The sequence below is a fragment of the Mycobacterium colombiense CECT 3035 genome, from assembly GCF_002105755.1.
GTDB lineage: Bacteria > Actinomycetota > Actinomycetes > Mycobacteriales > Mycobacteriaceae > Mycobacterium > Mycobacterium colombiense.
The window spans coordinates 1,461,281-1,487,890 of sequence record NZ_CP020821.1 but is presented as its reverse complement, the minus strand read 5'-3'; the positions used below and the strand labels follow the sequence as shown (position 1 = coordinate 1,487,890).

At 64.8% G+C, this 26,610-nt stretch carries 26 protein-coding genes and 2 pseudogenes; 9 read left to right on the top strand and 19 right to left on the bottom strand.

The features are described 5' to 3' along the window. Positions 1–10: 10 nt before the first annotated feature. Positions 11–793, top strand: coding sequence for an SDR family oxidoreductase (locus tag B9D87_RS06965; RefSeq protein ID WP_007771004.1), 783 nt, complete (start codon positions 11–13; stop codon positions 791–793). On the opposite strand, the gene B9D87_RS06960 is transcribed toward B9D87_RS06965, so the two are convergent. From B9D87_RS06960 to B9D87_RS06930, 7 genes are all read right to left on the bottom strand, one after another. Then, positions 786–3,686 (bottom strand): MMPL/RND family transporter, encoded by a 2,901-nt coding sequence (locus B9D87_RS06960; RefSeq protein ID WP_007771005.1) that lies wholly within the window; start codon positions 3,684–3,686, stop codon positions 786–788. The two genes, B9D87_RS06965 and B9D87_RS06960, sit on opposite strands and share 8 nt — an antisense overlap. Continuing rightward, positions 3,683–4,117, bottom strand: a complete 435-nt coding sequence (locus tag B9D87_RS06955) for an MmpS family transport accessory protein (protein ID WP_274517467.1) — start codon at positions 4,115–4,117, stop codon at positions 3,683–3,685. Before B9D87_RS06955 ends, B9D87_RS06960 begins: the two co-directional genes overlap by 4 nt. A gap of 302 nt (positions 4,118–4,419) precedes the next feature. Further along, the gene (locus B9D87_RS06950; RefSeq protein WP_007771007.1) at positions 4,420–5,028 is read right to left on the bottom strand and encodes a TetR family transcriptional regulator; all 609 of its coding nucleotides are present in this window, start codon (positions 5,026–5,028) and stop codon (positions 4,420–4,422) included. A gap of 200 nt (positions 5,029–5,228) precedes the next feature. After that, a complete protein-coding gene (locus tag B9D87_RS06945) occupies positions 5,229–6,155 on the bottom strand; it encodes an alpha/beta hydrolase (RefSeq protein WP_007771008.1) in 927 nt (308 codons plus the stop codon). A 98-nt stretch (positions 6,156–6,253) separates the two neighbouring features. After that, positions 6,254–6,757 (bottom strand): hotdog fold domain-containing protein, encoded by a 504-nt coding sequence (locus B9D87_RS06940; RefSeq protein ID WP_007771009.1) that lies wholly within the window; start codon positions 6,755–6,757, stop codon positions 6,254–6,256. After that, entirely contained in the window at positions 6,754–7,428 is a 675-nt protein-coding gene (locus B9D87_RS06935; RefSeq protein WP_040629811.1) for an enoyl-CoA hydratase-related protein, read from the bottom strand. The genes B9D87_RS06940 and B9D87_RS06935 overlap by 4 nt, the downstream gene beginning before the upstream one ends. A 40-nt stretch (positions 7,429–7,468) precedes the next feature. Then, complete coding sequence (locus B9D87_RS06930; RefSeq protein WP_040629812.1) at positions 7,469–8,086, bottom strand: TetR/AcrR family transcriptional regulator; 618 nt, start codon at positions 8,084–8,086, stop codon at positions 7,469–7,471. A 203-nt stretch (positions 8,087–8,289) separates the two neighbouring features. On the opposite strand from B9D87_RS06930, the gene B9D87_RS06925 reads away from it, so the two are divergent. From B9D87_RS06925 to B9D87_RS06915, 3 genes are all read left to right on the top strand, one after another. Then, entirely contained in the window at positions 8,290–9,294 is a 1,005-nt protein-coding gene (locus B9D87_RS06925; protein ID WP_040630293.1) for a CobW family GTP-binding protein, read from the top strand. Between the two features lie 26 nt (positions 9,295–9,320). Further along, positions 9,321–10,196: an acyl-CoA thioesterase gene (locus B9D87_RS06920; RefSeq protein WP_007771013.1), complete on the top strand. Its 876-nt coding sequence runs from the start codon at positions 9,321–9,323 to the stop codon at positions 10,194–10,196. Between the two features lie 236 nt (positions 10,197–10,432). Next, entirely contained in the window at positions 10,433–10,663 is a 231-nt protein-coding gene (locus B9D87_RS06915) for a DUF6400 family protein (protein ID WP_174320896.1), read from the top strand. Positions 10,664–11,759: 1,096 nt separating this feature from the next. On the opposite strand, the gene B9D87_RS06905 is transcribed toward B9D87_RS06915, so the two are convergent. From B9D87_RS06905 to B9D87_RS27785, 7 genes and pseudogenes are all read right to left on the bottom strand, one after another. Beyond that, positions 11,760–13,178 (bottom strand): arylsulfotransferase family protein, encoded by a 1,419-nt coding sequence (locus B9D87_RS06905; RefSeq protein ID WP_007771017.1) that lies wholly within the window; start codon positions 13,176–13,178, stop codon positions 11,760–11,762. 161 nt (positions 13,179–13,339) lie between these two features. After that, a complete protein-coding gene (locus B9D87_RS06900; RefSeq protein WP_007771019.1) occupies positions 13,340–13,996 on the bottom strand; it encodes an NAD(P)-dependent oxidoreductase in 657 nt (218 codons plus the stop codon). An 87-nt stretch (positions 13,997–14,083) separates the two neighbouring features. Then, positions 14,084–14,560, bottom strand: coding sequence for a MarR family winged helix-turn-helix transcriptional regulator (locus B9D87_RS06895; RefSeq protein WP_007771020.1), 477 nt, complete (start codon positions 14,558–14,560; stop codon positions 14,084–14,086). 140 nt (positions 14,561–14,700) lie between these two features. Beyond that, positions 14,701–14,961, bottom strand: coding sequence for a hypothetical protein (locus B9D87_RS27380; protein ID WP_007771021.1), 261 nt, complete (start codon positions 14,959–14,961; stop codon positions 14,701–14,703). Positions 14,962–15,388: 427 nt separating this feature from the next. After that, the gene (locus tag B9D87_RS06885) at positions 15,389–15,721 is read right to left on the bottom strand and encodes a type II toxin-antitoxin system PemK/MazF family toxin (protein WP_007771023.1); all 333 of its coding nucleotides are present in this window, start codon (positions 15,719–15,721) and stop codon (positions 15,389–15,391) included. Next, positions 15,718–15,923 (bottom strand): annotated as a pseudogene (locus tag B9D87_RS06880) (antitoxin MazE family protein). Before B9D87_RS06880 ends, B9D87_RS06885 begins: the two are co-directional and overlap by 4 nt. A 219-nt stretch (positions 15,924–16,142) precedes the next feature. Next, positions 16,143–16,442 (bottom strand): cytochrome P450, encoded by a 300-nt coding sequence (locus tag B9D87_RS27785; RefSeq protein WP_367648964.1) that lies wholly within the window; start codon positions 16,440–16,442, stop codon positions 16,143–16,145. A 506-nt stretch (positions 16,443–16,948) separates the two neighbouring features. Here B9D87_RS27785 and B9D87_RS27780 point away from each other — a divergent pair. Next, positions 16,949–17,233 (top strand): hypothetical protein, encoded by a 285-nt coding sequence (locus B9D87_RS27780; protein WP_338010230.1) that lies wholly within the window; start codon positions 16,949–16,951, stop codon positions 17,231–17,233. Positions 17,234–17,343: 110 nt separating this feature from the next. Here B9D87_RS27780 and mhpA read toward each other — a convergent pair whose 3' ends face one another. The 3 genes and pseudogenes from mhpA to B9D87_RS06860 form a co-directional block, all read right to left on the bottom strand. After that, positions 17,344–18,927, bottom strand: a complete 1,584-nt coding sequence (gene mhpA / locus B9D87_RS06870; protein ID WP_040629814.1) for a bifunctional 3-(3-hydroxy-phenyl)propionate/3-hydroxycinnamic acid hydroxylase MhpA — start codon at positions 18,925–18,927, stop codon at positions 17,344–17,346. Continuing rightward, the gene (locus B9D87_RS06865) at positions 18,924–19,862 is read right to left on the bottom strand and encodes a fumarylacetoacetate hydrolase family protein (RefSeq protein WP_007771029.1); all 939 of its coding nucleotides are present in this window, start codon (positions 19,860–19,862) and stop codon (positions 18,924–18,926) included. Before B9D87_RS06865 ends, mhpA begins: the two co-directional genes overlap by 4 nt. Continuing rightward, a pseudogene (locus B9D87_RS06860) lies at positions 19,859–21,000 on the bottom strand (VOC family protein). Before B9D87_RS06860 ends, B9D87_RS06865 begins: the two are co-directional and overlap by 4 nt. Positions 21,001–21,109: 109 nt before the next feature. Between B9D87_RS06860 and B9D87_RS06855 the strand changes: the two are divergent. The 3 genes from B9D87_RS06855 to B9D87_RS06845 all read left to right on the top strand — a co-directional run bounded on the left by B9D87_RS06855 (position 21,110) and on the right by B9D87_RS06845 (position 23,623). After that, on the top strand, positions 21,110–21,835 hold the full coding sequence (locus B9D87_RS06855; RefSeq protein ID WP_007771033.1) for a TetR/AcrR family transcriptional regulator: 726 nt from the start codon (positions 21,110–21,112) through the stop codon (positions 21,833–21,835). Between the two features lie 260 nt (positions 21,836–22,095). Next, entirely contained in the window at positions 22,096–22,530 is a 435-nt protein-coding gene (locus B9D87_RS06850) for an SRPBCC family protein (RefSeq protein WP_007771034.1), read from the top strand. A gap of 238 nt (positions 22,531–22,768) precedes the next feature. Beyond that, entirely contained in the window at positions 22,769–23,623 is an 855-nt protein-coding gene (locus B9D87_RS06845; RefSeq protein ID WP_040629816.1) for an alpha/beta hydrolase, read from the top strand. A 5-nt stretch (positions 23,624–23,628) separates the two neighbouring features. On the opposite strand, the gene B9D87_RS06840 is transcribed toward B9D87_RS06845, so the two are convergent. Both B9D87_RS06840 and B9D87_RS06835 read right to left on the bottom strand, forming a co-directional pair. Further along, positions 23,629–23,868 (bottom strand): hypothetical protein, encoded by a 240-nt coding sequence (locus B9D87_RS06840; protein ID WP_007771039.1) that lies wholly within the window; start codon positions 23,866–23,868, stop codon positions 23,629–23,631. Between the two features lie 253 nt (positions 23,869–24,121). Continuing rightward, positions 24,122–24,688, bottom strand: coding sequence for a dihydrofolate reductase family protein (locus B9D87_RS06835; protein ID WP_040630301.1), 567 nt, complete (start codon positions 24,686–24,688; stop codon positions 24,122–24,124). Between the two features lie 183 nt (positions 24,689–24,871). Between B9D87_RS06835 and B9D87_RS06830 the strand changes: the two genes are divergently transcribed. Continuing rightward, positions 24,872–26,566, top strand: coding sequence for a GMC family oxidoreductase (locus tag B9D87_RS06830; protein WP_007771041.1), 1,695 nt, complete (start codon positions 24,872–24,874; stop codon positions 26,564–26,566). Positions 26,567–26,610 lie beyond the last annotated feature (44 nt).

Here is a 26,610-nt window from a genome sequence, read left to right as displayed (position 1 = left end):
GGAGAACGCAGTGGCAGAACGGTTGGCGGGCAAGGTCGCCCTGATCAGCGGCGGCGCCCGGGGGATGGGCGCATCGCACGTGCGGACGCTGGTCGCCGAGGGTGCCAAGGTGGTGTTCGGCGACATCCTCGACGATGAGGGCAAGGCGGTGGCGGCGGAGGTCGGCGACGCCGCCCGCTACCTGCACCTCGACGTGACCAAGCCCGAGGACTGGGATGCGGCGGTGGCCACCGCCCTGGGCGAGTTCGGCCGCATCGATGTGCTGGTCAACAACGCCGGCATCATCAACATCGGCACGCTGGAGGATTACGCGCTCTCGGAGTGGCAGCGCATCCTCGACATCAATTTGACCGGCGTGTTTCTCGGCATCCGCGCCGTGGTCAAACCCATGAAGGAAGCGGGCCGGGGCTCGATCATCAACATCTCCTCGATCGAGGGCATGGCGGGCACCATCGCCTGCCACGGCTACACCGCAACGAAATTCGCCGTTCGTGGACTGACCAAGTCGGCCGCGCTCGAACTGGGCCCCAGCGGAATCCGGGTCAACTCGATCCATCCCGGGCTCATCAAGACGCCGATGACCGATTGGGTTCCCGACGATATCTTCCAGACCGCGCTGGGCCGCGCGGCCCAACCGGTGGAAGTCTCCAACCTGGTGGTGTACCTGGCCAGCGACGAGTCGAGCTACTCCACCGGCTCGGAGTTCGTCGTCGACGGCGGCACCACCGCCGGCCTGGGCCACAAGGATTTCTCCAACGTCGAGACCGCCGACCAGCCGGACTGGGTTACGTAGCGGCGCTTACCGTTTCGCGTTCCTTGGCCGGCTGAGGCCAGGGTGACGGGACCGGGCGCTGACGGACCCGTTGCGGCCACCAGAACCACTTGCCCAGCAGCGCAGCGATGGACGGTGTCATCAGCGACCGCACGATCAGGGTGTCGAACAGCAGACCCAATCCGATCGTGGTGCCGACCTGGCCGATGACAGTCAGCTCGCTGACCGCCATAGTCATCATCGTGAAGGCGAACACCAGTCCCGCCGATGTCACCACCGAACCGGTGCCGCCCATCGACCGGATGATGCCGGTGTTCAGGCCGGCGTGGATCTCCTCCTTGAACCGCGCCACCAGCAGCAGGTTGTAGTCCGCGCCGACGGCCAGCAGGATGATGACCGACATCGCCAGCACCATCCAGTGCAGCTCGACGCCGATCAGGTGCTGCCAGATCAGCACCGAGAGCCCGAAGGACGCGCCCAGCGAGAGCAAGACGGTTCCCACGATCACCGCCGACGCCACCACGCCCCGCGTGATGATCAGCATGATGATGAAAATCAGGCACAGCGACGAGATCCCGGCGATCAACAGGTCGTAGGTGTTGCCGTCGCTGAGGTCTTTGTAGATCGACGCGGTGCCGGCGAGATAGATCTTCGAGCCCTCCAGCGGCGTGCCCTTCAACGCTTCGTAGGCGGCCTTCTTGATCAACGGGATGTGCGAAATACCTTCCTGCGACATCGGATCGCCGTCATGGCTGATGATGAAGCGCACGGCGTGCCCGTCGGGGGAGATGAAGTTCTTCATGCCCTTCTTGAACTCTTTGTTGTTGAAGGTCTCCGGGGGCAGGTAGAACGAGTCGTCGTTCTTGGAGGCGTCGAACGCCTTACCCATGGCGCTGGAGTTCTTCTGCGCCTCCTTCTGCTGATCCTGCAGACCTTTCTGGGTCGAATACATGGTCAGCATCGTCGTTTTCATGGCCTTCATGTTCTCGATCATGGAGGGCATCAACGCCACCATCTGGGGCATCAGCGTGTCGAGGTGATCCATGATCGGCAGCAGGCTTTGGATGTCGTCGGTCATCGTGTCGATGCCGTCGAGGCCGTCAAAGACCGAGCGAAGCGACCAGCACACCGGGATGTCGTAGCAATGCTTTTCCCAGTAGAGATAGCTTCGGATCGGCCGGAAGAAGTCCTCGAAATCCGCCATGTGATCGCGTAATTCGTTGATGTCGATGGTCATGTCGTGCATCTTCTTGACCATCTGGTGCATGTCGTTCGACATCTGCACGGTGATGCTGGACATCTTTTCCATGCTGTCGATGGTCGTCTGCATCATGTCGGCCTGATGCAGCATGTCGGCCATCTGGTCTTCCTGGTACTTCTGGTTCATCTGCTGGCTGACGCCCTGCATGCTGATCTGGAACGGGATCGAGGTGTGCTCGATCGGCGTGCCCTGGGGGCGGGTGATGGCTTGCACGCGACCGATTCCCGGCACCCGGAAGATCGTCTTCGCGATCTTGTCGATCACCAGGAAGTCCGCCGAGTTGCGCAGATCGTGATCGCTCTCGATCATCAACACCTCGGGATTCATCCGGGCCTGGGAGAAGTGCCGGTCCGCGGCCGCGTAACCCTCGTTCGCGGGCAGGTCCGCCGGTAGGTAGTTGCGGTCGTTGTAGTTGGTCCGGTAGCCCGGCAGGGTCAGCAGGCCCACCAGCGCGACCCCGATGGTCATCACCAGGATCGGACCGGGCCAGCGGACGACGAGGGCGCCGATCTTGCGCCACCCGCGAATCCGTTGCGTCCGTTTCGGTTCGAGTGTCTTGCCGAAGCGCGTGGCCACCGCGATGACGGCCGCACCGAGCGTCAATGCCGCTGCGACCACCACCACCATGCCGATGGCGAGCGGAATGCCCAGCGTCTGGAAATACGGCAGGTTCGTGAAGTGCAGGCAGAATGTCGCGCCGGCGATGGTCAAGCCCGATCCGAGCACCACGTGGGCGGTGCCCTTGTACATGGTGTAGTACGCCTCTTCGCGGGTCTCCCCGATGGCGCGGGCTTCCTGATATCGCCCGATCAGGAAGATCGCGTAGTCGGTGGCGGCCGCGATTCCCAACGTGACCAACAGGTTGGTGGCGAACGTCGAGAGCCCGATGAGGTTGAAGTAGCCGAGGAAAGCCACCATGCCGCGCGCGGCCGAGAGCTCGAGTACCACCATCACCAGCGTCAGCAGCACCGTGATGACCGACCGATAGACCAGCAGCAGCATGCCGATGATCACGGTGAAGGTGGCCAATGTGATGAGCTGCAGGCTGCGGTCGCCTGCCTCGTGTTGGTCCGCCGACAGCGCCGCGGGGCCGGTGACGTAGGTCTTGACCCCGTTGGGGGGCTGCACGCTCTTGACGATCTTCTGGACGGATTCCACCGACTCGTTGGCCAAGGCCTCACCCTGGTTACCGGCGAGGTAGACCTGGACGTAGGCGGCCTTGCCGTCATTGCTCTGCGCGCCCGCCCCGGTCAGTGGATCGCTCCACATATCCTGAACGTGCTCAACGTGTTTGGTGTCGGCGTCGAGCTTCTTGACGATCTGGTCGTAGTAGGCGTGCGCGTCGGCACCGAGGGGATTCTGGCCCTCGAGGACGATCATCACCGAGCTGTTCGATTTGTACTCGTTGAATATCGCGCCCATGCGCTTGGTCGCGACCACCGATTGCGCATCGTCGGGTGCCATTGACACCGAACGCATCTTGCCGACCTCGTCCAGCTGTGGGACGACGGTGTTGAGCACCGCGATGAGCGCGATCCAGCCCAGGATGATCGGCACGGCCAACGTGCGGATGATCCGGGGGATCTTGTCGTGCACGGGTTCTTTGACGACGGGGATGGCGTCGGTTCGGGTGTCGTCGACTGTTGTGCTCATGCGGATTTCACCAAGCAGAAGGTCAGGGCGTGCACGCCGTGGGTGATGTTCTCGGCCTTGACTTCGTCATCGATCGTGATGCGGCAGCCGAGGGAGTTGCCATCGCTTTGCGCCGAAAGGTTGGGGAACACCGAGGGCGCGGTGGTGCTCAGGACCAGCGTCCACGGCAGCGGCGCGCCGTCGATCCGCCGCGGATCGGCGGACAGGTCCAAGTAGTTGACGTTGGCCTGGCTGGCCGAGCCGAAGACCTCGTACTTGACCACCTTGGGCTTGAACGGCTTCGAGTCATCGAGCCGCGGGCTGGTCATGATGCCGGTGTCCTGCGCACCGAAAAACGATTTGACCCGGACGACCGCAAAGCCGCCGACCACCACGACCGCCACGATCAGCAGCGGCAACCAGGCGTTGCGCACAAGTCTCGATATCTGCACCTAGGTGATCCCTTCCTCGCCACGCGGTCGTGACGTGGATCAGCGTTTGCGCGACCGGAGGTCCCGGGCAGGTGAGTGCCCGCAAGTCGCATTGGCCAACAACGGAGTACGTCGATTGCTACGGTTCGCGCGCGCTGGAGCGTCAAGCGCGGTGAATGCTGCCCACCCACACCGGCTTACGTTCCCGGCGCCGACACCCGGCTCACCTTGTTGCTGAAGCCTCCCCGGGCACCGCCACCAGCGCATAGTACATGATGTGCATATCTTGCAGTGCATGCAACATTTGCTACTGGTGTTTCAGGTCACTTTGTGAAGATGCTGTTCACCAGGGCGGCGGCACGCTCAACATAGGGCATCGGCGTGTCGGCGGTTTCATTCGGCTCGCCGCTGGCCCACCGCTCAATCCCAGAACGCACCGCCGTCAGCGCCAGCGCGGAGATCAACGCCGCCATCTCGTCGTCGGGCTTCATGGCCTGGCGCCGCACGATGATGTCGGTCAACTGCTTTTGAAACCGCTCCAGGTCGGCGAGGAACGCCGCCAGCACGGCCGGCGAGGTCTTGGCGAGTTCCAGCATGTGGGCCGCGTGTTCGCGTTGCGGGGGCACGTCGCGGAGGTGGTGTGCGGCCAGGGTGATCAGCTCCGCCAACACCACCGAGTAGGGGGCCGGACCTGCGGCGACGAACTCCTCCACCAGTTCGGGAGGTATGTCCGAGGGGCCGTAGGCGAGCGCGGATTCCTTGTTGGGGAAGTAGTTGAAAAAGGTGCGCGTGGCGATTCCGGCTTCGGCGCAGATCTCGTCGACGGTGACCTTGTCGAACCCCCGTTCCAGCGTGAGGCGCACCGCGGCGTCGCGGATGTCGGCGCTCGTCTGGCGGCGACGGCGCTCTCGTAGCCCTACGGGATTGCCCATACCTTTATAGTTGCACGTTATGCACACTTTGCAGTCGAAAGGTGCCGCGTTCGGGGTCGGCGGCCTCGCGTGTCAGGTCCGGCAGCAAACTGTGGCCGACCGAGATCATTGACCGAAGTGACGTGCGGCGGGGCACGGTATTACAGCCTAAGCCATTGCCGTGCAAGCTAATTCGGACATGATGCGCTCAATGGCGACGGTCATCCGCTGGGCGCAAGTGCGCCCCGCAGATAATCGCACTGGCTCTCGAAGAACCTCGTCGATATCGGTGCCTTCTCGGCGAGCTGATCGAACGCATGAAACGCGCCCGGGACGATCTCCTCGTGCACCGGTACGCCCGCCTCGCGCAGGCGCCGGGCGTACTCCACGCTCTCCTGATAGAAGAGATCCAAGGTTCCGACTCCGATCCAGGCGGGCGGTAAGCCCGACAAATCCGTCCGGCGCGCCGGTGCCGCCTCTTCGGGATCGGCGCCGTTGAGGTACCACTGCCAGGCCAGTTGATTGTCGGATTCGGTCCACATGATTCGCCGGGGGCCGTCGCGCTTGGCGCCGGTGCGATCGTCAAGCATCGGATAGACCAGCATTTGGAAGGCGATGCGGACGTCGTTGCGGTCAAGCGCCCGCTGCGCGACCGCGGCGGCGAAATGCCCGCCCGCGCTGGCGCCGCCGATGGCGACCCGATCCGGGTCGACCCACGGCTGGCGGGCCAGCCACAGCAGCGCTGCATAACAGTCTTCGACCGGTATCGGGTAGGGGTGTTCGGGAGCCAACCGATGTTCGACCGCCGCAATCGCGAACCCGGTGCGGTGAGACAGCTTGCGCAGATACTTATCGTCCTGGGCCGCGTGCCCCATGATGGTGCCGCCGCCGTGGATCCACAGCAGCGCGGGTGCGCGGTCGGGAAGGCCGGTCGGACGATGCAGACGGACGGTGACGTGCTCGTTGACGGCGGCCACGGGCACGGCGCGAAGGCGTCCCGCGTTGCCCATCAGGTTCATGACCGCGCGCTGAAACCTCAGACCGCGGTGCAGGGCGTAACCGCGCGGCACGAACCGCGCCACCTTGCGTAAGCCGGGATCCAGAACCTGCGGGGACGTGAAGGCGTTGTTGGGGAGCCTGTTTGCCATCGAAAGCCCCTGTTCCCTCGCGCCGGCAGACATCGCTGACCATACAGGAACGGCCTTGGTGTCCAACGCGGAAATGCGAACGGGGGTTGGACGGCGGATCAGTGGGGCCGGGACTGCCGCGGTGAGATGTGCATGGTGATTTCCGCGCGCACCGCCAGGGTTCCGTCGGCCATGGTGACCTGCACCGGCACGACCAGCGTGGTGGGCTCATCGCCGAACTCCGGCATGGAATCCACCGATGCGGTGGCGTGCATGTCGGTGTCCGCCTTGGCCAGGTACTCGACGGTCATTCCCACCGGGATCCACCGGTGGGATTTCGGCAGGGTGGCCTCGGTCATCATGCCGGCGGCCAATTCGGCAAGATTGCATGACGCGATCGCGTGATAGGTACCCAGGTGGTTGTGGCTGCCTCGGCGGTTCGGTGCACGCACTTCGCAGCGCCTCGGCCGCAACACCGTGATGGTGGGGTGCACGCTGGCGAAGTATGGCGCCTTCAAACACACTGCCCAGCTGAATATCTTGTTGCCGAAAGGCAAGCGCTGCAGCCTGTTCCAGATTCCAAGGATGGTACCGGGTGCGGTGACGGGGTTCCCTCCGGTCATGATGTCGCTCCGTCCTCGTCATCGACCAGGGCGCGCACCACGTGATCGAACATCGTCTGTTTGATCGCGCCCAGCGTGCCCGGATCTTTGCCGTGCAGCGGTCGCAGCATGTCGACGGCGGTGTCGGTGACCGCACGCTCGGGGCAGGCGGCGTCGACGATGCCGAATTCTTCTGCCTCGGCACCACTGAAGCGTCGGCCGGTGGTCATGGACGCGACGGCGGCGCGGGGCGTGAGCTTGGCTTGGATGAGCGCGGCCATGCCGGGGTTGAACGGGATGCGGATGTCCACCTCGGGAAAACAGAAGTAGCCGCGGTCGGCGCGCATCACGCGAAAGTCGTGCGCGACGGCCAGCATCGCGCCGGCGCCGAACGCGTGACCCACCACCGCGGCTGCGGTGGGTAGGGGCAGGGTCAGCATCCGTGCCAGCAGGCGGTGCACCCGGCCGATGTACCACTGCCCCTGGTCGGTATGAGCGCCCAGCCATTCCAGATCCAGGCCGTTGGAGTAGAACTTTCCGCCGGCGGTGGTGACCAGCCCCTGCGCGCCGTCGGAGACGGCTTGGTTGAGCGCATCATCGATGTCGTCCAGAAACGCAGGGGAGAAACGGTTCTCGTCCTCACCCAGCCGGATGATCGCGATCTTGTCAGCGTATTCCAGTCTCACTGTCATGTACTTCCTCCTGAGTCAGCTTGGTAAATAGAAAGATTCGTCAGCCACGGCGCTGTCGTGGTGCCGGTCCCACCGCCAGCACGGCGCGTACGGCCGCGTGCAGCTGCGCGCGTGCGGTGGCGCTCCCGAGCCGGTCGCGGCGCAGCAGCAGCGCGGTGGGCAGGTCGACGACACAGCTCGTTATCGTGTCCACCGCCACCGCGTCCTTGCGGTCCCAGACTGCGATGGCAAGCCGCACCATCAGCGCGACGAGCAGTTGGTGCAGACGCCGCAGCTCGTCGGCGACATCGGCGGGCACGTCATCGGCGAGCACCTCCTCGCGGCGCACGCGAAGCACCAGCGTCGACGAACCGGGATACCGCTCGGTGAACACCACGGCCGCGTCGGCGGCGGCCACCACGGCCTCGGCGGGGCTGCCGCCGGCAATTGCTTCGTCGGCCAACGAGGTCTGCACCGCCACAAAGCGCTGACCCGCCCGCAGCCAAGCCTGGCCCATCAGGCCGGCCCGCGATGTAAACGTGTGGTACACGGCGCCGTTGGACATACCCACCGCCGCGCTGATCGCGCGGATGGTCACCGCGGTTGGGCCCGATCGAGCCACCAGGTCCTCGACGGCATCGAGCACCACATCGCGATCGTGGACACGTGGGCGTGGCATGCGGCCACTATAACAGAGCAATTGCTCTGTTATGCTCGCCCGGCCACCGCCGGGCTCACCTGTGCCAATTGCTGGGCATCATCGGGACCGTCGTTGTGCCGCCACTGCCACCCGGACAGACACAAAGCGGCGTACGGCGTCCACATGCAGTGCACACGCCCGTTAGCATCGGGTGTCCCGACGTCGATGTGGAGGGCGAGCGTTTGGCTGCGATACCCGTCATCGCGCTTACCGGTCATCTCGGAGCCGGTAAGACGACGCTGCTCAACCACCTGCTGCGGCACCCTGGCACCCGGATCGGCGTGGTGGTCAACGACTTCGGCGATATCAACATCGACGCCGGTCTGGTGGCGGGCCAGGTCGACGAGCCGGCCTCGATCGCCGGAGGATGCATCTGTTGCCTGCCCGACGACGGCGGGCTCGATGAGGCGCTGATCAAGCTCGCCGACCCGGCCCGGGGCCTCGACGCCATCGTCGTCGAGGCCAGCGGGCTGGCCGACCCCGTGGCGATCGCCCGGATCATCGGGTTCAGTGAGATCCGCGGCGTGCGTGCGGGCGGCCTCATCGACGTTGTGGATGCCGTGAACCATTTCGACACCGTGGATTGCGGCACACTGCCGCCGGTGCGCTACGGTGCGGCCTCGCTGATTGTGGTCAACAAGCTCGACCGAATTCCCGAGGATGAGCGGTCGGCGGTGGTGCAACGCGTCACACAACGTGCGGCGCAACGCAATCCGCGCGTACATGTCGTGGGCACTTCGGCTGGCCGGATAGATCCGGAGCTGCTCTTCGACGCGTCCGCGCCCGGCCAGGCCGGGCAGCTGTCGTTTCTGGATTTGGAGCCCGAGCACGACCATGACCACGTCCACGCCGACGCCGTCACGGCATGCAGCACGGGCTGCGTCGACCCCGATGCCCTGGTCGATCTGCTCGAAGATCCGCCGCCGCAGGTGTTCAGGATGAAAGGCGTTGTGGCGGTGCGCCAGCGCGCGACCGTCCGCGACTACGTCGTCAACCTGGTGGGCGGTGCGATCGATATCGACAAGGCGCCCCAGGGGGCCGCGGCCAATTGTCTGGTGGCGATCGGGATGCATCTCGACATCGACGGTATCCGTGCGCGACTCGACAAGGCGCTGCTTCCGTCGTCCGGGCCGGCATCGGCGCAGGCTCTACGGCGGCTGCAGAGGTACCGGCGACTCGGCGCGTGAGAAGCGATCCGGCAAGATACGTTGCGATGTCATCTTCGCTGGGCGACGTGCTCGCCACCTTGGAGCTCGAGAGGGTCGACCAGTGGGTCTTCGTCGGCCAGCAACTACCCGCACCCGCCAACCATATTCTGGGCGGCCACATCTCCGCCCAGGCTTTATTGGCGGCAAGCCACACCGCGCCGGGGCGCACCCCACACAGCGTCCACACGTACTTCCTGCGGCCCGGCGATTCGCGCCGGCCGGTGGACTTCGAGGTCGTCGACCTCCAGGAAGGCCGGACGTTTTCGGCGCGACGGGTCACCGCGCGCCAGGACGGCAAGATCCTGATGGAGGCGATGTCGTCGTTCAAAGTCGCCGATTCCGCGCCCACGCGGGTCGCCTACCAACCACCCATGCCGGCGGCTGCCAGCCCGGAGTCCCTGCCGTGGGTTGCGCCGCATTTGGCGGAGTCCGACGAGAGCGCCCCGGGGCGGTGGTCGAGCCTGCGCTGGTTCGAGCGCCGGATCATCGACTCGGAGGTCACGCCACCCGCTCGGGCGCCGATGTGGTGGCGACCCGACGGCGAGGTTCCCGATGATGCGCCGCTGACCGCCAGCCTGGTGGCCTATCTGTCGGCGGTGACGTTGACCGAGCCGGCGTATGCGGCACGCGGCGGGGTCGGGGCATCTGCTCAGCGTGATCATTCGGTGTGGTTCCACGCGCCGGCCGCGTTGTCGGACTGGCTTCTCTACGATCGGTCGTCACCGAGCAGCGCCGGGTCCCTGGCGCTGGCGAGTGGGACGATGTTCAACCGCAACGGCGAATTGGTGTGCACGGTAAAGCAGGAGATGTACTTTCCGCCGCACACCACATGCCAGGGGGTCGCCAAAAGCGCTGCCCTGCAAGGGTATTCGTCACAGTGACGTATTGCGGCCGATGGGCGGGGAGGGAAAGTGGGGGCTCGGCAGACCCCTTCCAGGGTTGCGACAGCCAGCCCCGGTCCGGTCGCCGTCGTGTCGATCCGCCGCCTCCGAATCGTCGGTGGTCAGCACAGAGTGTGACGAACCTCAACCGGCAACGGTGACCTAGGTCATAGACCGGGCGGCGTCATTGGGGTCATCCTGGCCCTTCGTTTGCATATCTAATGGCTGGGAGCGCGATGGCCGACCTCGACTTTGCCTATGACCTGACCCTCGACGAGGCGCGTAGGCGCAGCGCCATGTTCGAAGCGATGGGTGACGACTGGGATCCCATCGCCGTCCTGACCGAGGAAGAGCAGGCGTACGACATGCTGTACTCGAATCTCGACGAGGAGCAGCAGCGGGTCTACGACGAGTTGGTCCGCGCCGGCGTCCTGCCCGAACGGACGGCCGCTCGTGCTACCGATTGATCCGACCGCGGATCGCGGCCGCCGCGCATGGTTGGCGTGCCCGCGCTGCGATCACGGCGCCAAGTGTGGTGACTGCCGAAGCAGTCGCAATTGCGACACGCACTGGCAGTACCTCCTGAGCAACAAGGGCACCCTGGTGCATCTGCAGTGCTCGGATTGCGGCCACCTCTGGTCGACCGACACCCACCGCCGCACGCGTGGGGGCACACGCCGAACTAACACCTGGTAGCGCCACACCTTAATAACCCTGCGCCGCAACATTATTCGTCACAGTGACGTATTGAGGGCGATGGGGCGGGGAGAGGGGATGGCGTGTCCGGGGCTCTACCTGACCCGCGCCGACCCGGGTGTGGGGAACCGTTGCCCTGCGCCCAGTGCTGGACAGCGTCGAGCGTCCGTTCGTAAGACCCTGTGGGTGACATCTCCAAAGCGCCTGCGGTGGACGGTGATTCGTCACTGTGACGTATTGATCCCTGGGAAGCCCGGGAAGGCGGGAGGGGTAAGCGACCGCTCGTTGCGCACCGCACCGCACCCGACCGGTGACCGGCGGCTGGCGTCGATCGTTCTTTCATTGGGCCCGCGGCATCCGGTCGCCGGCGCCCGGCGGGAACGCATATCGGCGCGATGGCGGGCGAGTCGGTGCGGAGGTGCGGCGAGGTCGTAAAAGGTCAGGTCGCCGGCGTGCTGGCGTGAGCTGCGAATTGCCAACTGGTAACGGTGCGTGCTCGACAGGTGCGAGTTGTTCACGGTGAAGTGCAGGGCCGCCACCAAGAGAGTTGCATCAGGTCAGACCACTACACGGTCTTCGGGCGCCCAAGTGCTGGCGGCGTTTGGCCGCGTGTGAAGTGTTCGGGCAAAAACCCAGTGCGGCAGTGACTTTCCTGTTACCGAAACAGGGGAGAAGTGTCACAGTGACGAAAGCGCGCGGCCCTTGTCTGTCGCCGAACAGTCGCCGCGTGACCGCAACGGGCAGGGTATCGCCCGGCCCGTCGCGGTCAGTCAGCGGCGTGTTCCTCACCAGCGTCGTGCCTGTGAATGGAACTGCTGTCCGCCGAAACTTCTCGGCAGCCAGCGCTTGCCGGGAAGCTCGCTTGGGTCAGGCTTTCATGGGGTCACTGGCGGCGATGGTGGCGCCGTTTATGTCTAGGGCCTCGATCGTGAAGTAATTGCCGGAGGTGGCGGTGCCTGCGGGCAGTGCCACCGGGGTGTTCAGGCCGTTCCAGTCGGTGGTTGCCAGTGGCGTGAGCTTGTCAGGCGAGGGGCCGGACAGGACCCGCCACTGGGTGACGTCGGTGGCGCCGTTCCACACCGCGTGCACGATGGGTTGGCCGTTGTCGTTGGACATGGTCAGCTCGGGCTTCTGGGTGGGATGCCCGCTCCATTGCTGCAAAAACGCGCGGTATGTCCCATCCCCGACTGCCAATGCTTTGGGGCCAGTGCCGACGTGTTGCGTCGAGGTTTTGGGCTGGGTGGCATTCCACAGGATGCGTCCGTCGGGGGCAAATTCGGTGATGTGGTTAGCGTCGCCCCAGCCGCTGAACGTGTTGCCGTCGGCAAGTGCTTGCGCGCTGCCTTGGGTGAAGGTGTCTACCGGTTCGGGCTGGACCCAGTTCCGCAACAGGTTTGCGGTCTTGGCCTGCCGGTCCAGCCGGATCCACATGATGCTCGAAGGGCCATGGCGTGTTCCACCCAGATCGACGTTGTTGTTGAACAGCATGATCGTGTTCTCGTCCACGAATGTCGGGTCATGCTGTCCGGCGAAGTCCACCCCTGGGCCGAGTTTGAAATCCGAATTTTTCCCACCCAGTTTCCAGTTGATCGCGCCGGTTTGCGGATTCACATCGACCAGCTCATTGGCCGAACGCACCGACACCAGCATATTTCCATCTGGGTCGGGGGCAATCGAATTGACATGCAGCGGAAGCACCCCTTCACCCGGAATGCCCTGCAGCTGAGTGTAATTAAGCACACTATCGGTCACTGGAAGGTGCTGCGCCGAATCCCACGCGAGCACCGTCTTTCCCGAAGCAACATCGACAACGTTGACAAAGCTGTCGGCGATTTTCCCGGTTTTGGGCCCGCCGATACCAGACAGGTCGGCATCGACCTCCTTCACCGATGTGATCAGCGCATGCCCATCCGGGGTAAGCCGAAACTCATGAAGATCCGACGGGGCGTCCTCTGTGGTGATCTTCTTGATGATGTTGTAGTTCGTATCGGCGATGTAATCGGCACCGGCCAGCTTGTCGCCCTGGAACCACGTCAGCACCGGTTTACCTTGATAGGTCTGCGCCTGGAAATTCACGGCATCCTGGTCGCCGGGGATCTGCAAAAACCACACCGGCCGCCCTTTTTTATCCAGGATTTCCGGGCCTGACGGGATTCCGGTGTTCCCGGTGCCGAACAGATTCGCCGCCCCCGGTTCGCCACCATTGATGAACACTAAACCCGAACCGCCATCCGGCTGGTTCACCGTGACGTTCAGCGGCGGCGGCGCCAGCTGTGTCTGCGGCACCGCCCCAAGATCCTTGATACCGGGCGCTGCGGAAATACTGGGCGTCGCGGAACCTGCGGATTGAGGCGCTTTACTGGGTGCCGGAGAGCATGCAGAGACCAACGCGATGGCTGCCACCACGACAGCGGTTGACGACTTTACTGATGTCATAGGGGCGCGCATCACGAACTCCAAACGATCGGTGCCTGGCGGATCCAAGTGCCGTCCTCGACGGTGTCGACGAGAAACGCGGCGAGATCGGCGCGGGTGATCCGCATGCCGGGCTTATCGGTGCCTGCTTCCGCGGCCCGCACGAACCCGCTGGCCGGCTTGTCGGTAAGGGCGACTGCCCTGGCGAGAGTCCAGTCGGTATCGGAGATGCGCACGAGCTTGTCGACACCGGTGTGATCGACGAAGCCGACCTTGATGTTGGAGATATTGACGAGGAACTTGAACATCGGGTTGATGCGGGCCCAGTCGTCGCCCGCGCCCATCGTCGAAGTGATGACGATCCGGCCGATGTTCTGCTCGCCCATCACGGTTAGGACGTTGCAGGTTGCGTCGGTCATGAACATCGGCGGGCTGACGGGCTTGGCCCAGGGATTGTCCGATGCGCGCGCATTGTTGAGGGTGCTGATCACCGCCTCGGTGCCCTGGGCGGCCTTGCGAACGTCATCGATGTTGGACGGCGTACCCGCAATGAGTTCCACTCCAGCGGGAGCCTGGACGACGTCGGGGTTGCGCACCAGAGCCCGTACGCGGTGACCGCGCGCGGCGGCGTACGCGAGTACATGGACCCCGGTGCGTCCGCTGCCTCCGAGGACAAGCAGATTGGTCATTGTTCTCCCTTCAGTGGATCCCTCTCGGGGCCCCATGACCGCAGCGACCGAGCTGTGCGTGCGGTCGCTAGGTCGGTTAGTTTCGGTTCATCTGCTCATCGCGGGCCCGGTAGTGGCCAGCGCGAGGAGCGCGGCATTCTCGTTCAGTCGTTGAATGATCGGGCCGGCGACGTACAAGGCGAGCCGTAGCGCCTCTTGATCGCTCCCGGGGAGTGTCGCGAGAAGGGTGGCGAGCTTTTCGTTGTCTTCGCTGCGCAGCCTGCGCAACAGATCTCGTGCACTCTCAGTGACGTCGACGATGGTTGCGCGGCCGTCCTCAGGATCGGCCACGCGAGCGACCAGGTCGCGACGCTCGAGTCGCTGGATCAGCTGCGTCATAGCCGGCTGGCTCACATGAATGGCCTCGGAGAGCGCCGTGAGCCGAGTTGGACCTTCGACGCTCAACGTGTGAAGCACCTCCATCGCGGACACGCTGAGTTCATCGCGATTGAGAAGGTTGCGCATCGCCAAGAGCGCAGCTTGTCGGACGCTTTCGGCGATCCTGTCCATACCGTTGTCCGACATGTTCACGCCGCCAGCCTACATCATGTCCTAATGTAATCGGGCCGGGGCTGGCTCCGTCCAATTTCCGTGGCGGTGTGAACCACGTAGGGGAGACTCGCATCCCAACGCATATCGCCTCATACGCAGTATGTGCGCAGCTGCTAGTACATCGATACATTAAGTATATCGGTTCGGCGAAACTTAGGAAGATGGGCTAACCTCCTGCCGCGGAGATTGCTCGGCAGACGGTTCTCGGAGGCACGGCAGCAGTGGCTGGAGCCGCGGCGCTCGGGCTTGGCGGTTACGAGCTGAGCGCGCCAGCCGTCAAACATCGCATCGAGCACCGTCTCGTCAGCTCGGAGCAGCGAAACGTCATCGAGCCTCAAAACCTGCGGAATGAAACCCGGCAACTCGTCAGCCATGTCGGCCGCTATCCGAGATCGTGCTGACGATCGAACGAATCTGAAGCATCAAAAGCCTCGCCGCCCAATACAATTCGTCACAGTGACGTATTGTGGGCGGCTAGGCGCAGGGCGGGGCGGGCCGCGGGCTGCCGGCTATGACGCCGGGCGGACGGGCCTTTCACCTAACGCCCGAATCATTCACTAAGTGATTGAAAGACACGCCAGCCTCGGCATCCTGGACGCGGCTCGTTCGAACACTGGAGCGTCGGAACAGCGCCGAGAACTGCGTAGATGAGCCAATCATCAACCGGTGCGAGCACTTTCATCTGATACAACTCGCATGGTTTTTGCCGATAAGCGACATTATGTCAAGTAGGCCGCATTGCATTGGGCGACATCAACTCTGCCCCTTCCTTATCCAAGCTTGTCCGGAACGGACACTCGTCTATCGCGCAAGGCCGAGGAATGCCATCATCGCTCGCTCGATCTCGACGACTTGCTCCGCTGTCAGCCGACCGACTCGTGTGTGGACGTTCGATCTTTTGACTGTTGTGAGCTTGTCGATCATCACGTCACTGTCGTGATCAAGTCCGGATAACCGGCCGTCTCCGCCGGCTATCCGGATGCGCATCAACGGCGCGTCCAACAGCGTGCTGGACATCGGAGCAACCGTCACTGAACTCGTGGCAGCAAAGAGATCATCCTGAACAATGACCGCGGGACGCGGTTTGGTCGCGTAGACACCCCCCGCTACGGTCCAGATCTCCCCTCTGTTCACTCCTCGTCCCATGGCGTCGAGATTGCCTCAATGAAGTCCTGGTCATCGGTGCTTTCGTCCGCTCGTGCGACCAACGAAGCCTGCCGATGCGCCTCGGCGGCAAAACTCTCAGTGCGCACGTCAGGCACCCAGACCTGCAGGGGCCGCAGGCCCGCTCCCGCATCCGCCGTCGGTACTCGCCGACCCTGTCCCTCACTGCCATGCCGCCATGTTACATGTAACGCGGAATCTGGGCAGCCGAATAGTGTGGCCCGTACACACCCCCGCGACTGGCCATGTGCGCCCGATGAAGTTGGCAGATGCTTCGGCGTCTGAAGAAAAGGTGTCGGCGGTGAGCCGGAGGGCGCCGCAACGCCTCTCCCCCTTGCGGGGCCGCGCACTTCGACACGTCAGTGGGAAGTCTGAGGCACCGCCGCCGAGTTCAGGCCGCGATCAGCCGCAGCGGCAGGTGTTCGTGGCGGTGGATGATGTTGTTGATCGCCCAGGTCGGCTCGGCGGCGATCTCGATGCGCTCGACGGCCTCGGTGAGGGCTTTGAGCATTGCGGTGGTCTCGAGCCGCGCAAGGGCTTGGCCGGCGCAGGCGTGCGCGCCGTTGCCGAACCCGACGTGGCGTCCGGCGTCGTTGCGGATGTCGAAGACGTCGGGAGCATCCCATTCGCGTTCGTCACGGTTGGCTGAGGCGTAAATGACCAGCAGCCGGGCGCCCGCAGCGATGGGCACCCCCTCGATCTCTGTGCTGTGCAATGTCTTTCGGGTGAAGGCGCTGAGCGGGATTCGTAGCGCACGACTTCGTTGACGGCGTTGGGGATCAAAGCGGGATCGCTTTTGAGCAGTTCCCATTGGTCGGGGTGTCTGGCGAACAGGTAGATGGCATTAGAGATAGCGCTGATGGTGGTGTCCAGGGACGGGGCGATGTAATCGATCAGCAGCGGCGGTACTTCCTCGACGGCGAGGTTGCCCTCGTCGACCGCAGTGAGGAGTTCATGGGCCATGCTGCCGGGCAGCACATTGCGGTCGCGTACGACGCGGCGTGCGAAGCGCAGCATTTGTAGGCTGCGTGGTACGGCCCTGAGCGCCTGCAGGTTCGCCGGTCCGAGGACGTCGAATGTGGCTGCGCCCCAGTCGAGTAACCGGGCTCGTTCATCGCGAGGCCACCCCACCAGATCGGGCACAACGGCCAGCGGCAGGGCCGTGGCGAGATCGGCGACCGCGTCCACCCGTTCCCGGTGCACGGCGACCTCGACGATGGCGCGGGCCTGGGCATCGATGTCGTCGCCGAGCGCACGCAGGGCCCGGGGCATCATGCGGTGCGCGAGGAGTTTTCGGCGCCGGTCATGGTCTGCGCCGTCGCTGTTGAGGGTGGTGCCGCGCGACAGTCGGTTGGTCAGCGGGTTGGCTGCGACTCCGTGTCCGGACAGGAACCGGCCGTCGTCGCGCAGGGTGGCCTTGCATGCGGCGTAGCGCGGCAGGGCATAGAGGCGGTGGCGGGCCAGCCACACAACGGGACCTAGTTCGCGCAAGGCGCGGTAGTGCGGGTGGGGATCGAGGATCGCTGCGCGGGTGTAGATGTCGGGCCGGTACACCGGCACGGCAGGGGGGCGACGAAACACGTGGACGATTCCTATTCGTAGTGGGCCGGCGCGGTATGTGGCGAGGGGGCCGACGCCTGGTCCACCAGGAACAGCGGGACAGCGCGGCACAGAGCGGTGAGGTTGCGGCCGGCGATCATGACGGTGCGGTCGGGTCGAATCACTGCGGCCTTGACGTGATGGCGGTTCAGCCACCGAGCCAGCTCGGACCCGGCGGCGGCGTGGACCGTGCGGGCGCCACGTGCCGCCACGATGTCCTGCTGCGGCGGGCTCAGCTCTACGGTGGTGATCACGCCGAAGCCTGAACCCAACACGTCATCGAGTCGGCAGTCGTTGGCCAGGAATGGGTTTGGGCAGAGCCGTCCCGTGATACGGCGGGTGGCCAGTGTCCGCTGGACCAGCGTCGAGGACCGTAGTGGTGGGGTCTGTGAATCGGCGACCTTCGCCCGTAGCCCCGGCACCAAGTGCACGCGGGGCAGCACGACGGCGCGCGCGGCCGCGCCGAGCCGGCCACCAAAGGTCATGGCCCGTCCGACATTGAGCGCCAAGGCGATCATGACCCGGGCGTGCGGCCGTCGCTCCGCTTCGTAGCTGTCGAGCACGCTGGGCGCGAGACTTCGGCGGTGGACGGCCACGATCTTCCACGCCAAGTTCATCGCGTCGCGCAGTCCGGCACCCATGCCCTGACCGATGAACGGCGGCGTGAGGTGGGCGGCGTCGCCGAGCAGGAAGATGTTCCCGCGCCGCCAGCGGTCGGCGATCTGAGCGCGGAAGGTGTACTCGGCGGCCCGCATGACGCGCAGGTCCGCGTCGGCAACGTGTCGCGTCCATGGGGCGATCAGCGGCCGCAGGGCGGTCAGCGTGGCGTAGTCGTCGACCGATTCGTGATCGAGTAGCGCGAACTCCCAGCGGTACCTGCAGGGGCCGATCCGCATGTAAGTCCCCGCCCGCTGCCCGTCGCAGACCTGATGCACGCCGTCCCACTGCTGCAGGTCGGCGGTGGTGGTGATGTCGACGACCAGCCAGCGCTGGTCGAATTTCAGGTTGCGCATCGAGGCGCCGATGGCACCGCGCACCGTGCTGTTGGCGCCGTCGCAGCCCAGCACGTAGTCGGCGCTGATCACCGACTCGAGGTTGGTCATGCGGTCGCGGATCCGTAGGTGCAGCGGGCCTGCCGCCGCGCTTGCGGTAACCCCGAGGACCTCGACGTCACCGCGGAACCGGGCGTGCGGAAAGCGGGCGAGATTGCGGCGAAGCAACTCCTCGAGTTCGGGTTGGTCAAACATGCTCGCCGCTGGAAAGCCGTTCTGCGTCACCGGGGTGTCGCGCCGGAATTCGGCCAGTACCTTCAGCTCTCGGTCCACCAAGCGCAGTCCGCGGGCTGGACGGGAGATCGCGGCGAACTCTTCGGCGATGCCGAGCCGGGCCAGGATCCGGTAAACCTCGTCGTCGAGGTGCACGGCGCGCGGCTGCGGATAGACCTGCGGCCACCGGTCCAGCACCAGGGTGTCCACGCCGTACTGCGCGAGCAGGGTCGCCGCGGTGATACCGGTCGGACCGCCGCCCACAATAGCCACCGAGACGTGCTCGGCAGGTGCACCATTGGGGGCGCTCATGCGTGGCGCACCGCCAACCTCTGGGTACCGAGATCGATGGCGCCGTCGTCGGTGGCAATGCAAGCCTCGACGACGTCGCCGTGCTGCAGGTACTTCGGGTTCTTCGCCTGACGGGAGAAGAAGGCTTTCCATTTGACGGCCGGCGGTAGCAGGTTGCCGATGATCTCGATCGGCTTGGGCGGAGCGGTCAGCGCGGTGCCGGCCGGGGTGCCGGTGAGGATCAGGTCGCCGGCCGCGAGGTCTTGGAATCGTGTCAGCGATTGCAGTGCTTGTAGCGGCCGGTAGAGCATGTCGCCGTCGACGACCGAATTCTGGCGTTCCTCACCGCTGACACTCAGCCGCAGCCGCAGGTCGCCGAATCGGGCCAACTCGGCAGGGTCGACGAGCACCAACGCCGGCCCCACCGGCGTGAAGGTCGGGTACGACTTCGCCTCGTAGAACTGCGTTTGCGGCAGTTGGATGTCACGAGCGGACACGTCATTGGTGATGGTCAGACCGGCGATGTACTCGGCCAGGTTCGCGTCGGTGATGGTGGTGCCCACCGGGATGTCGCGCCCGATCACGAGGCCGATTTCGACTTCGTAATCCAGCAGACCCACGTGCTGCGGGCGGACGATCTCGCCGAAGGGTCCGGTGATGGACGCCGAGGACTTCCGAAAGAAGGTCAGCGGCACCGTCTTTGGGTCCATGCCGGCGTCGACCACGTGGGATTCGAAGTTGGTCATCTGGGCGACGACGCGGCACGGGGTAGTCACCGGCGACAGCAACTGCAGTTCGTCGAGGGCGACGGTGCCGGCGGTGGCGGCAGCCGCGTCGATCGCGGCTCTGTCGGCGAGGAGTTCGGCTGTGGTGGTGGCGCTGGTGTCGATGCGGGCTGCACCCGTCGGGTTTTGCGCCCACCAGCCGTCGGCGGTGCGGAGGACGGAAATGGTCACGAGATCGCTACTTTCAGTAATCCGATGAGACGGTTGAGGTCGAATTCGTTGTCCGCGCGCAGGGCGGTGAGCATCGCGGTCACCTGGTGGCGGGCGGCGCGGGGGTCGGTGTCGAGGAAGTCCTTTGTCGCCGGTGGCCCCCACTGCGCCAGGCCCGATGCGGTGAAGGGGGCCCAGCCGGGTTCGAGGGTGTTGTCGAACATGTCGCCGTCGGTGAAGTGTTCGACGAGGAAGCCGTCCGGGTCGCGCCAGTAGTCGAACAGTTGGCTGCCCTGGATGTGGCGACCGATACCCCAGGACCGGTAGTAGCCGCGTTCACGCAGGTATTCGCCGCCGGCCGCCAGCGCGTCGAGATCGCTGACTTCGTAGGCGGAATGGACATAGCGGTTGGCCGGACCGAGGACCAGGGCGAGGGTGTGATGGTCGGCCGGGGTGGTGCCGCGGTCGCAGCGGATGAAACTCATCGCCGGCCCGCGGGCGCGCTGGCCGGGGAAGAACAGGAAGTCGCTGACGATCATCCCGAACGTGTCCAGGTACCAGTTGAGTGTGCGCAGATAGGTGGTGGACTGCAGCACGACGTGACCGAGGCGTTGCACGCGGGCGGGCACGCAAGGGGCCGCACGGTCGCATTGATCCGCGCGTCATCGGGACCGGTGTTGAAGACCTGCGGTACCTGAGCGGGTTGGGCCGGCAACTGGTGAAGACCGGCGACGACCTTGAGCGCCACGCCGTTGGGATCAGTCAGATGCACCGCCACTCCCCCGAGCGACTCCGGAAGCGGCTGCAGCGAGGCGCCGGTCTTGTCTGCCAGCCGCACCAGGTCGACCTCGTCGGCCGCGCGCAAGGCGAGTCCGGCGAACCGGGTGCGCGGCCCGCGACGCAGGACGACGCACGCCGAACCGGCGTTGGTGCCGCGCAGATGCAGCTGGTGGGGATCGCGCACGGCGACGCCGAACCCGAAGGCCCGGGCGAACGCCTCCGCGCGGACCAGGTCGGGCTTGTCGAACTCCAGCCAGGCGATGTCGGCCACCCGAATAATCGGATCCCGCGACCGGCCGGGATGTTCGCCGCGCAAGGCACCCTGCTCGCTGTGCAGACCCGCGTGCCCATCGCTCATCGGCGTCACCGTATGTGCCATGCGTTGCTTCCTCCACTTCAAGCTGACGAAATCGTCACATACGTATAAAAGCTCAGTCAAGAGTTCTGACGATATCCTCAGAATTGAGCCGAACTGATAACCTGTGCCCATGGACGTGCCCGAGCGCGATGCCGCCGAGTTGTCGAACACGCCGGTCAACCGCCTGGAGCGGCGCAAGCTGCGCACCCGCAACGCTCTGGTGCGGGCCGCGAAAGGGTTTATCGCGCAAGGCAAAATCGGCATTCCCATCCTGGAGATCACCCAGGCCGCCGATGTGGGTATGGGGTCCTTCTACAACCACTTCTCGAGCAAGGAGGAGCTGTTCGCCGCGGCCGTGACCGACGCCCTCGATGATCTCGGCGCCCTGCTCGACGGCTTCACCGGATCGATCTCCGACCCAGCCGAAGCCTTTGCCGCCAACTACCGACTGAGCGGGCGACTGTTCCGTTACCGCCCGCAGGAGGCCGCGCTGCTGCTGGCGCACGGAGATTCACTCATCCTGTCTGACCGCGGATTGTCTCCGCGGGCGCGTCGCGACATCGCCGCGGCGATCGATCAGGGGCGGTTCACGATTGGCGATGCTGAACTGGGCTTGGCGATCGCCGGGGGCATGTTCATCGGCCTGACCACGCTGCTGCGCGAGCGTCCCGAACGTGACACCGATGCCACCGTCGACGCGGTGGCCGAACGTGTCCTGCGGACGCTCGGCATGACGCCCAAGCAGGCCAGCGCGCTGTGCCGCAAGCCGCTGCCCGACATCTCGTCACTGCGCGAATCGCCCGTCGATTGGCCCACCCCCATAACATCCAACTCCATCGACCCCCACCCCAACTGAGATCTTTGCGGTATCGCCAAGGAGCCTGCGGGTGGGATACCGAAATCCTCACCTACATTGCGCTTAGCCACGCCCTGCACAGCCTGTCGAAGAGGTTCGGCAGGGCGACCCGTTTCCGATGCGTTGACTTCACGCCAGCGGGCTTGTGCGGCCTCGATGAGCTTCAGGCCATGGGGCTATGTTCTCCGTAGCGAGAGGGGACGGATCATGACGGCGGACAACCGGATACTGGCAGCGCGCACGGGCAGCATGGGGTGCGGATGATCGAGTTCACCCTTACCCGGACCTCGACGGCGCCGATCGAGACCGTGTTCGACGCCATGACCGACCACCGCGGGATCGCGGACTACGTGTGGGCATGCCGGCGCAGCACGCTCGATCGAGAGGGAACCCCCGCACCAAACGGTGTCGGCGCGATCAGACGTCTGGTGGTGATCGGACCCCCATTCGTCGAGGAGGTCATCGAATATGAGCGACCCACCCGCTACGCGTACAAGATGCTCTCGGGCGCACCGACCCGGAATCACATCGGCACGATCCAGCTGCGTGAAGCAGACACAGGGACCGAGGTCAGCTGGCATCTACGGTCAACGCTGAAGATCGCCGGTGTTGACCGGCTGATGCTGCCGGTGTTCAAGAAGGTCATCGACGAGCTCCTCAAAGGCGGCATCTCCGCCGCCGAACGCCGCGCCTGAACACCATCGTGCTCGTTGGACGGTTGTAGCTTTCATCCACGAGGGGGTAGTCGACGCCAGCGATCCCGGCCTGTGGCACCTACAGGTCATCGGATGCGTGGCTAACGCTCACACCACTCCCCGTCCGTCGCTTCCTGTTGCTGCACACTGATAGTCATGGGTACATGGGGCCGACAGGAGCGGCGCATCGCGTTCGCTTGCACGAGACAATCGGACGGCGCAGCGTGAAGGACTTTGGATGAGCTCCATGTGGCAAGGCTGTCTCGCCGACACCGACTATTTCGAGATGCGTTCCAGCGGTGGGCATGACTACGGCGTCTGGGTTACCACGCCACCGGGCTCCGACCGCGCCGCGACGCAAGTGCCTGTGGTGTATGTGCTCGACGGGAACTGGGCTGTGGGTCTGACGGCTCCGCTGATCGTCACCCAGATGGACCCCATGCAACGGATCCAGCCCTACATCCAGGTCAGCGTTGGCTACGCGGGCGAGCAAGCACGTGACTGGGATCGGCTGCGCAACAGAGACTTTGTTCCACCCGGCGAGCCGATCGCGGAGGAGCTCATCGATGCCGTGGAGATGGGAGTGGAAGCGGGTGCGAGGACACGCGAGGAGGCCGACGCCTATCTCGCCGAATTGCGCGACACCCACGCCGATGCGTTTCTGAGGTTCCTCGCCGCGGAACTACACCCACGGATCGAGCACGACTACGGCACCGCCAGACGCGGTCACGGCCTCTTCGGCTACTCCTACGGCGGACTTTTCAGCCTCTACACCTGGCTCACCGGCACCGCCCTCTTCGAGAGCATCGGAGCGGGCAGCCCCGGCGTCATCGCCGAAGACAGTCAGATCTTCGCCCAGATCGACGAGATGGGTGACAGCCGGCGTGCCGCCAAGCTTCACCTGACCTTCAACGACCGAGAGCTTCTCGGTGACCTTGCCGTTTACCAACGCCTCGCGAAGAACACGGCCACGATCCGTCATCTCCTCACCTCGCGCGGCGAAGCGGTCACCAGCGAGATCCTGCACGAAACGCACGTCACCGGCTTGCAGGCCTCGTTCCTCAGTTATCTCAGGACCTGCCGTCCGCTGTAAGCGCGCTAACCCATTGTCAAGATTGCGCCCGCGGCGATGCCAATCACCGTCACAAGGGATACCAAAATCACCGTCATCGCGGCGCGCACGATCTCTTCTTCCGTGAGTTTCGGGCGCTGCTTTTCGACGCGAACGGTGTCCCCGAGCGCCATCGCGTTGAGTTTCGCGACCGCCAACAGGAGATCGTCATGGCCGTCAGCTGCGTCTTCCTCGACTGGGTTGTGCGCGGCGATTGCGGTCGTCATGTCAGTCCCCCGGGCTTGCGAACGCCGATTGGCGTTATTGACGGTCGAAAGCTTCAGCTACCTCGTATATCCGACGATACGAGTGCGAGATCACGATTGCGGTAACGATCATTAACGGTCACAGCACACAATCCTGCTCCCGCACTGTGCGACGGGCCGTGTAAGCCGCCGTCAAACCATTCCATTTCGATTGCACGCCAGCGCATTTGGACTCGCACCGTGTGTCCGCCGCTCGTTGAGCAGTGTATTCGGGTCACTCGTGTATGGCCTCGTACCTCAGCAGGACCGTGCCGCCCGGAAAGGTGCGGTTTTCCAAGAGTCGCAGCGAGATCCACGACGGCAGCGTCGGGAAGAACGGGGTGCCGCCGCCCACGAGGGTGGGCGCGACCACGATGCGGTACTCGTCCACCAGTCCGGCCTGCACGATCGGGGCGGCCAGCGTCGCGCCGGCTACCTCCAACGTGCCGTCGGTTTCGGCTTTCAGATTCGTCACCACCTCGACCGGGTCGCCGCGTTCCAGACGGGAGTTCCAGTCGACGGATTCCAGGGTGCGCGAGAACACGACCTTGGGCATGTCGCGCCAGATGTGGGCGAAGTCGACGATCATCGGGGTGGCGTCCGGGGCCTTGTCGGCGGTCGGCCAGTACGCGGACATCAGTTCGTAGAGCCGACGACCGTAGAACGCGCACGCGGTCTCGCGCTCGACGTCATTCCAGTATTGGTGCAGTTCGTCGCTCGGATCAGCCCAGTCGATACTGCCTTGTGCGTCGGCGATATACCCGTCCACCGACACGTTGAAGCCATAGATGAGTTTGCCCATGAAGATCAGACTGCACCGGAGGGCGAAACTCATCGCGCCACCTACAGTTTCAGATGCCAAGGCTCAAGCGTTGTGCTTGGTCAACGGACGACTCTTGGTGGGGGCCACTCATTCCCCGACGGGACGAGGCCATCGTCGCGCACACTAGGACGCGCATCCGACGCTTGGAGGACCGATACCGCAATGAGCACGGTCGCCGAATTCGACTTCATCATCGTGGGAGCAGGCAGCGCGGGCTGCCTGCTCGCCAATCGGCTCAGCGCCAACCCCGATCACCGTGTGCTCCTCATCGAGGCCGGCGGCAGAGACGACTGGTTCTGGATCAAAGTGCCGGTGGGCTACTTGTACACAATGGCCAACCCCCGTACCGATTGGGGTTTCACCACCGAGGCCGACCCAGGTCTGGCCGGCCGCAGCATTCTCTACGCGCGGGGCCGCGTGATCGGTGGCTGCTCGTCGATCAACGCGATGATCCACATGCGCGGGCAGGCCAGCGATTACGAGCTGTGGGCGCGGGCCACCGGTGACGAGCGATGGCTTTGGGGCGGCTCGGGCTCCCCAGGCGAGACGCTGGCGATCTACAAGAAGTTGGAGGACTACTTCGCCGGCGCCGACGACTGGCATGGCGCCGGTGGTGAGATCCGCGTCGAGCGGCCGCGCGTGAGCTGGAAGATCTTGGACGCCTGGCAGGCCGCCGCCGCGCAGGTGGGCATCGCACCCATCGAGGAGTTCAACCGCGGCGACAACGCCGGCAGCGCGTACTTTCATGTCAACCAAAAGCGGGGCCGCCGCTGGTCGATGGCCGATGCTTTCCTGCATCCCGTCGCCCACCGACCCAACCTCACCGTCTACACCCAGACCCAGGCCTTGCGGATTCTGATGGACGACCAGGTCCACGATGATCTGCGCCGCGGTGCCTGGACCGCGGCGCAGCACCGCGTCACCGGCGTGCGGCTGCTCAGAGGTGATCGAATCATCGACGTCCGAGCCCGCCGGGAGGTGATCCTGAGCGCCGGAGCCATCGGCTCGCCGCACCTGATGCAAGTCTCGGGTCTGGGCCCGGCCGGCCTGCTTGCCCAGCATCAGGTGCCGGTGGCCGTCGACCTGCCGGGAGTGGGCGAGAACCTCCAGGACCATCTGCAGCTTCGAACGGTCTACCGGATCCGGGGCGCCCCTACCGTCAACACGCTGTACCGGAATTGGATCACCCGCGCCGGCATGGGACTTCAGTATCTGCTGTTGCGATCGGGGCCCATGACCATGCCGCCGTCCACCCTGGGGGCTTTCGCCAAGAGCGACCCCGCGCTAAGCAGTCCCAATATGGAGTGGCACGTCCAGCCCTTGTCTTTGCCGAAGTTCAGCGAACCCTTGCACCCCTTCGGAGCCATCACTCCCTCGGTTTGCAATCTGCGACCCAGTTCGCGTGGCCATGTGCGCATGGCCGACGCAGATCCACTGACCCACCCGAAGCTTTCCTGCAATTACCTGTCGACCGACGCCGATCGTCAAACCGCCGTGATTGGCCTCCGGATGACCCGGCAGATCATGGCGGCGCCAGCTCTCGCCCGCTACCGCCCCCAAGAGTTGCTTCCCGGCCCGCAATTGTCGAGCGACGAAGAGCTGCAGAATGCGGCTAGTGAACTCGGTACGACTATTTTCCACCCGGTGGGCACCTGCGCGATGGGAGCCTTTGACGCACATGGTCGGCCGCGCTCGGCCGCCACGGTGCTCGACACCGACTGCCGCGTGTATCGCGTCGCCGGCCTTCGAGTGGTCGATGCTTCGGCGATGCCCACCATCACTTCGGGCAACACCAACGCGCCGGTCATGCTCATCGCCGAGCGCGCGGCGCGGGCGATCGTGGGACAAGCCGGTTAGCGGCGAGACATCAATCTGCTTGCACGGGGCGTTGTTTCGCGCGC

What these genes read in the sequence shown, in the direction of transcription:
- B9D87_RS06950 (WP_007771007.1), bottom strand. Translation starts at nt 5,028, where the DNA reads ATGGGCAATCCCGTAGGGCTACGAGAGCGCCGTCGCCGCCAGACGAGC.
- B9D87_RS06915 (WP_174320896.1), top strand. Translation starts at nt 10,433, where the DNA reads ATGGCCGACCTCGACTTTGCCTATGACCTGACCCTCGACGAGGCGCGT.
- B9D87_RS06845 (WP_040629816.1), top strand. Translation starts at nt 22,769, where the DNA reads ATGAGCTCCATGTGGCAAGGCTGTCTCGCCGACACCGACTATTTCGAG.
- B9D87_RS06960 (WP_007771005.1), bottom strand. Translation starts at nt 3,686, where the DNA reads ATGAGCACAACAGTCGACGACACCCGAACCGACGCCATCCCCGTCGTC.
- B9D87_RS06895 (WP_007771020.1), bottom strand. Translation starts at nt 14,560, where the DNA reads ATGTCGGACAACGGTATGGACAGGATCGCCGAAAGCGTCCGACAAGCT.
- B9D87_RS06835 (WP_040630301.1), bottom strand. Translation starts at nt 24,688, where the DNA reads ATGGGCAAACTCATCTATGGCTTCAACGTGTCGGTGGACGGGTATATC.
- B9D87_RS06830 (WP_007771041.1), top strand. Translation starts at nt 24,872, where the DNA reads ATGAGCACGGTCGCCGAATTCGACTTCATCATCGTGGGAGCAGGCAGC.
- B9D87_RS06855 (WP_007771033.1), top strand. Translation starts at nt 21,110, where the DNA reads ATGGACGTGCCCGAGCGCGATGCCGCCGAGTTGTCGAACACGCCGGTC.
- B9D87_RS06935 (WP_040629811.1), bottom strand. Translation starts at nt 7,428, where the DNA reads ATGACAGTGAGACTGGAATACGCTGACAAGATCGCGATCATCCGGCTG.
- B9D87_RS06920 (WP_007771013.1), top strand. Translation starts at nt 9,321, where the DNA reads ATGTCATCTTCGCTGGGCGACGTGCTCGCCACCTTGGAGCTCGAGAGG.
- B9D87_RS06940 (WP_007771009.1), bottom strand. Translation starts at nt 6,757, where the DNA reads ATGACCGGAGGGAACCCCGTCACCGCACCCGGTACCATCCTTGGAATC.
- B9D87_RS27380 (WP_007771021.1), bottom strand. Translation starts at nt 14,961, where the DNA reads ATGGCTGACGAGTTGCCGGGTTTCATTCCGCAGGTTTTGAGGCTCGAT.
- B9D87_RS06930 (WP_040629812.1), bottom strand. Translation starts at nt 8,086, where the DNA reads ATGCCACGCCCACGTGTCCACGATCGCGATGTGGTGCTCGATGCCGTC.
- B9D87_RS06850 (WP_007771034.1), top strand. Translation starts at nt 22,096, where the DNA reads ATGATCGAGTTCACCCTTACCCGGACCTCGACGGCGCCGATCGAGACC.
- mhpA (WP_040629814.1), bottom strand. Translation starts at nt 18,927, where the DNA reads ATGAGCGCCCCCAATGGTGCACCTGCCGAGCACGTCTCGGTGGCTATT.
- B9D87_RS06945 (WP_007771008.1), bottom strand. Translation starts at nt 6,155, where the DNA reads ATGGCAAACAGGCTCCCCAACAACGCCTTCACGTCCCCGCAGGTTCTG.
- B9D87_RS06840 (WP_007771039.1), bottom strand. Translation starts at nt 23,868, where the DNA reads ATGACGACCGCAATCGCCGCGCACAACCCAGTCGAGGAAGACGCAGCT.
- B9D87_RS06900 (WP_007771019.1), bottom strand. Translation starts at nt 13,996, where the DNA reads ATGACCAATCTGCTTGTCCTCGGAGGCAGCGGACGCACCGGGGTCCAT.